The 7,342-nt window shown below is 68.0% G+C and carries 5 protein-coding genes; all 5 read left to right on the top strand.

Annotated elements, in window-relative coordinates:
* A partial coding sequence (locus VFE28_01200; GenBank protein ID HZM14590.1) for a hypothetical protein occupies positions 1-773 on the top strand: 773 nt, incomplete at its 5' end.
* Positions 774-785: 12 nt separating this feature from the next.
* Positions 786-2,906: an acetate--CoA ligase family protein gene (locus VFE28_01195; protein ID HZM14589.1), complete on the top strand. Its 2,121-nt coding sequence runs from the start codon at positions 786-788 to the stop codon at positions 2,904-2,906.
* Between the two features lie 39 nt (positions 2,907-2,945).
* Positions 2,946-3,965, top strand: coding sequence for a hypothetical protein (locus tag VFE28_01190; protein ID HZM14588.1), 1,020 nt, complete (start codon positions 2,946-2,948; stop codon positions 3,963-3,965).
* A gap of 387 nt (positions 3,966-4,352) precedes the next feature.
* Positions 4,353-6,983, top strand: coding sequence for a hypothetical protein (locus tag VFE28_01185; protein HZM14587.1), 2,631 nt, complete (start codon positions 4,353-4,355; stop codon positions 6,981-6,983).
* Between the two features lie 175 nt (positions 6,984-7,158).
* The coding region (locus VFE28_01180) for a hypothetical protein (GenBank protein HZM14586.1) at positions 7,159-7,342 on the top strand (184 nt) is incomplete at its 3' end.

Here is a 7,342-nt window from a genome sequence, read left to right as displayed (position 1 = left end):
AAGGTCTCGACGAACGCGGGCGCTTCCAATCGCACCAGTGGGCGGAAATCCCCGACGATCTCTCCGTCCTCTACATGACCGGTGGCTTGAAGCGGGTGCGGCGCATGGTCGAGGGCCATTCGCGTTTCGCCGATTACGTCCCGGATACGGCACGCTGGGTACGCGCCGTCTGGCACCGCGGCCAAGCCGCATTGCTCCTGCGGCGGCTCGGGATCCCGCTGCTGCGTTTCGACCGCCTGCGCCAATCGGGCACTGTGGATGCGTATCGCGGCCACCTCGACGTCCTCGGCGGCACCCTCCTGGCGCGTGATGCGATCACGTCGCCCATGCCCTGGCCAGACGACCTGCCCTGGGCGGCGCCCTCGGCCGGCGAGTTCGACATCCAAGCGGAGCAGCAGCGTCCGCCCTATCTCGGCGTCGTCGACTTCCGCGTCTACCGCCGGCCGAGCGGTTGTAGCGCCCATGTGTTCGTGCGCGATCTGCCGCCGGCGCGATCGGGCTTCATGGCATGGCTGTGGTCGCGGCGCTGGATGCCGTTCACCGCGGCGCCGAATCTGGCTTTCCTCCGCGCCGATGTGCAGGCCGCCGCCCAGGAGTCGGGACACCGGGTGCAGTTCGAGTCTCGCGAGCACGATGGCGCCCCGGCGCCGCTGGCGCCCATCCGGGCGCTGACCGACACGTTCTCCACTCTGGTCCAGGGCAAGGGGGACATCTCAAGCGTTGGCGCGGCGACGCGCCACCCCGCGCCGGGCCACGGCCCGGGCGGGCGCTGACGGGAGGCCTGGGTGGCCTCCTCGCTCGACGCCTTCTTCCAGCCCGCCTCGGTGGCGGTGATCGGCGCTTCCCGGCGCCGCGGCTCGCTCGGCCGGGAGATCCTGCACAACATCATCGAGTACGAGTTCAACGGCAAGCTCTTCCCGGTCAATCCCGACGCCGAGTTCATCCATTCGATCAAATGTTATCCCTCGGTGCGCGCCATCCCGGACGAGGTGGAGCTGGCGATCATCGTGGTGCCGCGGGCCGCGGTGCTGGATGTCGCGCGCGAGTGCGGCGAGAAAGGCGTCAAGGGCATCGTCGTCATCAGCGCCGGCTTCAAGGAGACCGGGGCCGAGGGGCTGGCACGCGAGCAGGAGCTGGTGAAGATCGTGCGCGAGTCCGGCATGCGTCTCATCGGCCCGAACTGCATGGGGATCTTCGCCACCCACCCGAAGGTGCGGTTGAACGCCACCTTCGCTCCGGTCGTGCCCATCGAGGGCGACGTGGCCTTCATGTCCCAGAGCGGTGCCATGGGCGTGGCCATCCTGCACGCCATCGCCCGCATGAACGTGGGCCTCTCCTTCTTCGCCAGCGTGGGGAACAAGGCCGACGTCTCCGGTAACGACCTGCTCACCTACTGGGAAGGCGACGAGCGCACCAAGGTGATCGCTCTCTATCTGGAATCGTTCGGCAATCCGCGGCGCTTCACCCGCATCGCCAAGCGCATCACCCGTTCCAAGCCCATCATCATGGTGAAGTCGGGCCGCACCGCTGCCGGCGCCCGGGCGGCGACGTCGCACACCGGCGCCCTCGCCGGCGGCGAGCTGGCCGTGGAAGCACTCCTCGGGCAAGTCGGCGTCCTCCGCGCCCACTCCATCGAAGAGATGCTGGATCTGGTGGCTGCCTTCAGCCGCTGCCCCATCCCGCGCGGCGACCGGGTCGCGGTGCTGACCAACGCCGGTGGGCCGGCGATCATGGCGACGGACACACTCTTGGCTTTGGGGATGCAAATGGCGGCGCTGGCAGCGGAAACGCAGGAGGATCTCCGCTCCTTCCTCCCACCCGAGGCCAGCGTGCAGAACCCGGTGGACATGATCGCCAGCGCCAGCGCCGACGACTACCGCCGCGCTCTCGAAGTGCTCCTCGCCGACCCGGGGGTGGATCTGGTGCTCGTGGTCTCCGTGCCGCCACACATGCTGGTGCCCGACGATGTCGCCGGCGCCATCACCGAGGTCACCCGGCGTCACACGAAGCCGGTGCTCTCCACCTTCATGGCCAAGGAAGAGTTTTACGAGCACTTCCCCCGCCTCCATCCCGAGAGCCCGCCGCTCTACCGCTTTCCGGAATCGGCGGCGCGGGCGGCCGCGGCGCTGTATCGCTACCACCGTTGGAAGCAACGACCGGCCGGCGAGGTGCGTACCTACGAGGTGGATCACGCGCGCGCCGTGCAGCTGACCCAGGCTTGCCTCGGCCGGGGCGGCGGTCCGATGTCTCAGGAGGACGCCTTCGCCTTGCTGCACTCCTACGGGATCCCGGTGGCGTCGGTGCGTCGCGTGCACGCGGCGCACGAGGCGGTGGCGGCGGCCCAGGTCCTGGGCTACCCCGTGGTCCTCAAGACCGCCGACCCGCGCATCGTGCACAAATCCGATGCCGGCGGCGTCGCTCTCGACCTGCGCAACGCCGAAGCCGTCGAGCACGCCGTGCATGCCATGAGCGAAAGCATCCGCCGCGCCCACGGCTTCATCAACGATGATTACGTCGTGCAGCGCCAGGCGCCAGCAGGCCGGGAAGTCATCCTCGGCATGGCCCAGGATCCCCTCTTCGGCCCGCTGCTCATGTTCGGCTCCGGGGGCCGTCACGTCGAGGTCTTCAAGGACATCGTCTTCCGGGTGCTGCCGCTCACCGACGTCGACGCCCACGAGATGGTGACCTCCATCAAGGGCTACCCGCTGCTCACCGGCTTCCGTGGCGAGCCGGCCGTGGACGTCACCCTGGCCGAGGAAATGGTGCTACGATTGGCGCAGCTCGTTTCCGATTTCGACTGCATCCAGGAGATGGACATCAACCCGTTCATCCTGGTGCCGCGCCGCGCCGACTGCATGGCGGTGGACGTGCGCATCCAGCTGAGCGCGCCGGCGAACGCAACGTAGTCCACCCGCACCGGCTCTTCCTCGCCGGAAGGAACGAACATGCACGGCCGTACCGTCTTCAGCGGCATCCTGGCGATCCTCCTCGTCCTGGCGCTGCTCGGGGGCCTGGCTTACTTGCAGGGCCCGCCGCCCTCGGCGCCGCGCCGCGAGAAGCTCGAGCAGCCTCTGGGTGCAACGACGACCGCCGAGAGCGGAGCAGCAGGCGGCGCCGGCAAGACCGCCGCGAGCGGCCACGGAACGGAAGCGGGGCGGCGGACCGAGAGCGCCGCCGTCGGCGCCGCACCGGGCAGCGGCACGAATCCCCTCGAGGTGTTCGTGGATCTCGAAGCCGGGGAGTTCGAGATCGTCCCCGCCGGAGTCGGCAAGTCGATCCTGGTCGAGGCGGACTACGACGAGACCATGCATCGACTGGAGCACGAGTTCCTCGCCGATGCCGCGCACGGCGACCGCTTCCGGCTCAGCTTCACCACCCGCGGCCCCTGGAGACACCTGCGCCGCGCCGTGGGCGAGGCCACCGGGCGCGGCAGGAGCAGAGATGGCAGGGGTCGCGCCACCCGCGTGCGGGTCGAGTTGCCCGTGGGTGTGCCCATGGCACTGCATCTCCACCTGGCCAAGGGCAGCGCTCGCATCGATCTCACCGGCCTCTCTCTCCGCCGGCTCGTTCTGGATCAGGCCATGGGTGACGCGGATCTCGTCCTCAAGGAGCCCAACCCGGTGGAGATGGAAGAGCTCGACGTGCACGCCAAGATGGGCGACGTGACGCTCTCGGGCCTCGGCCATGCCCACACCCGCCGTCTCGACTTCGGGGGCAGCATGGGTTCGTACGAGCTGGACTTCGACGGCCCCTGGGCGGCGGATCTCGAGGGCTCCATCAACATCACCATGGGGAATGCCATCGTCGACGTGCCTTCCGAGGTGATCCTGGAGCTCGCCAACCGGCGCGTGGTCCTGGGGAGTCTCGAAACCTCCGCCGCCCGCTCGGAACCAGGACCAGAAAAGAAGGGGCGGCGGCTCGTACTGCAGACCGCCGTGCACTTCGGCAATCTCAGCATCCGTTGAGGTCCACGCCTCGTGAGGGTTCGAGTGTGACCTCCAGCTGGAGTTTCATCGGTACAGGGACTTGAGTCGGCTCCAGGTGGTTGCCTCCACCGAAACGGCTACTTCCTTCCATTTGCGCTGCCCGCCGTCGCTGCTTAGATTACCGCTGCCCCGGAGCGGGTAGTCCAGACAGGCTTCGTGCGCGATAGGTCGCGGTGGTTCGTGTCGCGTCCCGGTGCGCTGCTGCAGGCTCCCCTCTCCGCTTCGACCAGCCGGTGCGGGCGGTGACGCCCCTTGAGTCGAGGCCTCGAGCGAAACGCCGCCTCTCGCCCTTCGCAGAGGCGTCACTTCCTCTCCCAGAGGCGTCACTTCCTCTGCCAGCGGAGATCCCGCGCCCCAGGCCTCGCCGTGGTGGCGCTCTTCGCACTCTTCGCACCGTCTATCGACGTCGGCCCGGCTTGGAGTTGGATCGAGGCGACGCCGCCCTTCCAGCATCCCGAGCGCTTCCCGGGCCTGCAGCCGATCCTCGAGAACACCGGCAAGAACGTGCACAACTGCGGCAACATCCTGTTCCTCGTCAGCAACTTCGGTCTCTTCGGCTCGACTCCCGACCTGCCCCCCTTTCCCTGGAGGGAAGCCCCTTCTCTGCAGTGGCCGGCGGCGAGCGGCATCGAGTACCTGTTCGCCGCCGGACTCTGGGTCGGAGCGGTGAAGTCCGGCGAGAAGTTGGTGACGACCGGCGCCTTCCCCTTCGAGTTCTTCCCCGGGCTCTTGCCACAGCAGCGGATGTACACGACGCACGAGGGGGCGCGCGGTGGTGCCCGCGCTCCGGCGCCGAACGCCGACGACGACCGCGACGGGCGCACCGACGAGGATTGGCTGAACGGGTTCGACGACGACGGCGACGGCCTGGTGGACGAGGACTTCGCCGCCATCTCCAATCAGATGTTCTCCTGCGAGTACAACGACTTCGATCCGATCATCCGGCTCAACCTCCCCGAGCACAAGCCGCTCGGCGTCCTGGTGCAGCAAGCGACCTACTGCTGGGAGGAGCCGGACCGTGACGATTTCATCGCCTTTGACTTCAAGATCATCAACAAGGGCACCGAACCCCTCTTCGACCTCTACATCGGCTTCTGGGCCGATGCCGATATCGGCCTGCGCGCCAACAACCGCAGGGCCGAGGACGATGAGGCGGGCTTCTGGGAAGGGATCCTCCCCGCGCGTACGGGCACGGAGGTGAAGAACGTCAAGCTCTCCATGGGCTACATGTTCGACGACGATGGGGACGACGGCCGAGCGCCCGGTACCATCGGCCTGGCTTTCCTCGGTGCGCAGGATCCGGGTTCCGACACGGGACCGCGGTTCATGTCGCTCCGTAACTTCCGCTTCTTCTCCGCCCGCGCCCCGTTCTCTCTCGGCGGCGATCCGAACAACGACGAGGAAGCCTACGCCATCCTCGACGGCACGGCGCCGCAGTCGTTGCCGCCTCCCGGAGGGCCGAACGAACTGCGCCCGGCCACGGTCGCCCGCAGGGCGGACGACTATCGTCTCTTGGTCTCGACCGGGCCGTTCCCGGTGGTGAATCCTGGCGACACGCTGGGCTTCCAGGCGGCGCTCGTGCTCGGCGATGGCTTCGACGGCATGATCGAGAACGCCAAGGCGGCGCAGCTCACCTACGATGGTGTTTGGCTCGACTGCGACCAGAACCCGACCACCGGGGTGAGCGGGCGGGAAACACCGGTCTGCGGCCCGGAGCTCACGGGACGGGTGTTCCGCCTCGATCCCTGCGACAGCATTTGCGACTTCGCGCCGCCCTCCGACCCGCGCTGTTTCGCCACCGTCCCCACCGACGCCTGCGTGTGGATCAACGCCGACTGCGAGTTCGAGAGGCTGACCGAATTCCCCACCGGCGTGGAGGGCAAGGAGTGCCTCATCCACTGGCTGGTGAGCACGGCGCCGCCGCCGCCTTCCATGCGCCTGCAGGCCAGCGAAAACCGCGTCGACATCCTCTGGGACAATGCGAGCGAGACGGCACCGGACCTGCGCACCAACATTCTCGACTTCGAGTCCTACCGCATCTGGCGAGCCGAACACTGGACCCGTCCCCTGGGCACGGACGAGCGCACCGGCCCTGCCTCCAACCTGTGGATGCTGCTCGCCGAATACGATCTGCAGCACAACGGCATCGGTGCCGACACCGGCCTCCAGTCGCTGCTCTACACCCCGCAGATTCCCGCGGCGGCGGTGGAGTACTACCGGGAATGGTTCGCGGCGCACCCGTACCTGGAACCCCCGGACCTGCCGGGGTTCACGCCCGACCAGAACGACACCGCCAAGGCTCTGAGCAAGGGAACCCGCTACTACCGCTACACCGATCCGCCGCTCAAGAGCTCCGGTTGTGTGCACGATGCCGGAGCGCCGGGCCACTGCGAGACCGTGCCTTGCCCCGCGGATGGCCGTTGCCCGGCGGTGACCACCGCGAAGGGTGTGGTGGCGACGCGTTGCAACGACCGCGGCTGGTGCCAGGAGACCGCACCGGGACCCCATAGCGGCGTCCACTATTTCTACAGCGTCACCGCCACCGACCATCGGACCGAGCTCGAGAACGGTGTCTACGTCGCCGTCGGTCCAGGCCTGGCCGGGGATCCGAGCTCGAACTTCGTCTACCTCACACCCCCGACGGACGCGCTGCCCCCGGAGCGCTGGGCCGACGCCAGCAGCGAGATCTACGTGGTGCCGAATCCGGCGACGCGGCAGTCGCTCAGCGACTGGCAGCTGCAGCCCAACAACGATGACCCCACGGGCGTGAAGGTCGAATTCCACAACCTGCCGCGCTCCCGGGGCAGGGTCAGCGTGTTCACCTTGGCCTCGGACCTGGTGGTGGAACTGCCCTTCGATGGCAGCACGGGGAACGGCACCCTCGCCTGGGATCTGCTCTCGCGCAACGGTCAGGAAGTCACGAGCGGCGTCTACCTCTACGTCGTCGAGGCGGAGCAGTTCGACCGCGTCGTGGGCAAATTCGTGGTCATCCGCTGACGCTTCGGCCAACGCTCCATCCACATTCCACGCTCCCGTCCAATGCCCCTGATGCCAGCGCCGGTCCGAAACTTGCGTTTTCTTGCCTGCGAAATTGCACCGCCTCCGCGTGGAGCGCTACCCTTCCTCTGCACGGAACCATCGCCCCGGCGCGGAGCCCAGCGAAGAGAGAAGCATGCGAACACACTCCCGCAAAGCGCGCACCCTCCTCGGCCTGATCTTGCTTCTGGCTCTCGGTTGCGCCAGCGCCACGAAGCGGCTGGAACAGGGCGCCGAGCTCGAGCAGCAAGGCCGCTACGCCGAGGCGGCGGCGCGCTACATCCAGGCTCTCCGCAAGGATCCGGGCATGCCCGAGGCGC

It is taken from the genome of Candidatus Krumholzibacteriia bacterium, assembly GCA_035649275.1.
Lineage (GTDB): Bacteria > Krumholzibacteriota > Krumholzibacteriia.
The sequence above is the reverse complement of the archived record's forward strand: the minus strand, read 5'-3'. Positions and strand labels throughout refer to the sequence as shown.

Bases quoted from the DNA above. Each gene is read 5' to 3' on its own strand.
- VFE28_01190 (HZM14588.1), top strand. From the start codon at position 2,946: ATGCACGGCCGTACCGTCTTCAGCGGCATCCTGGCGATCCTCCTCGTC.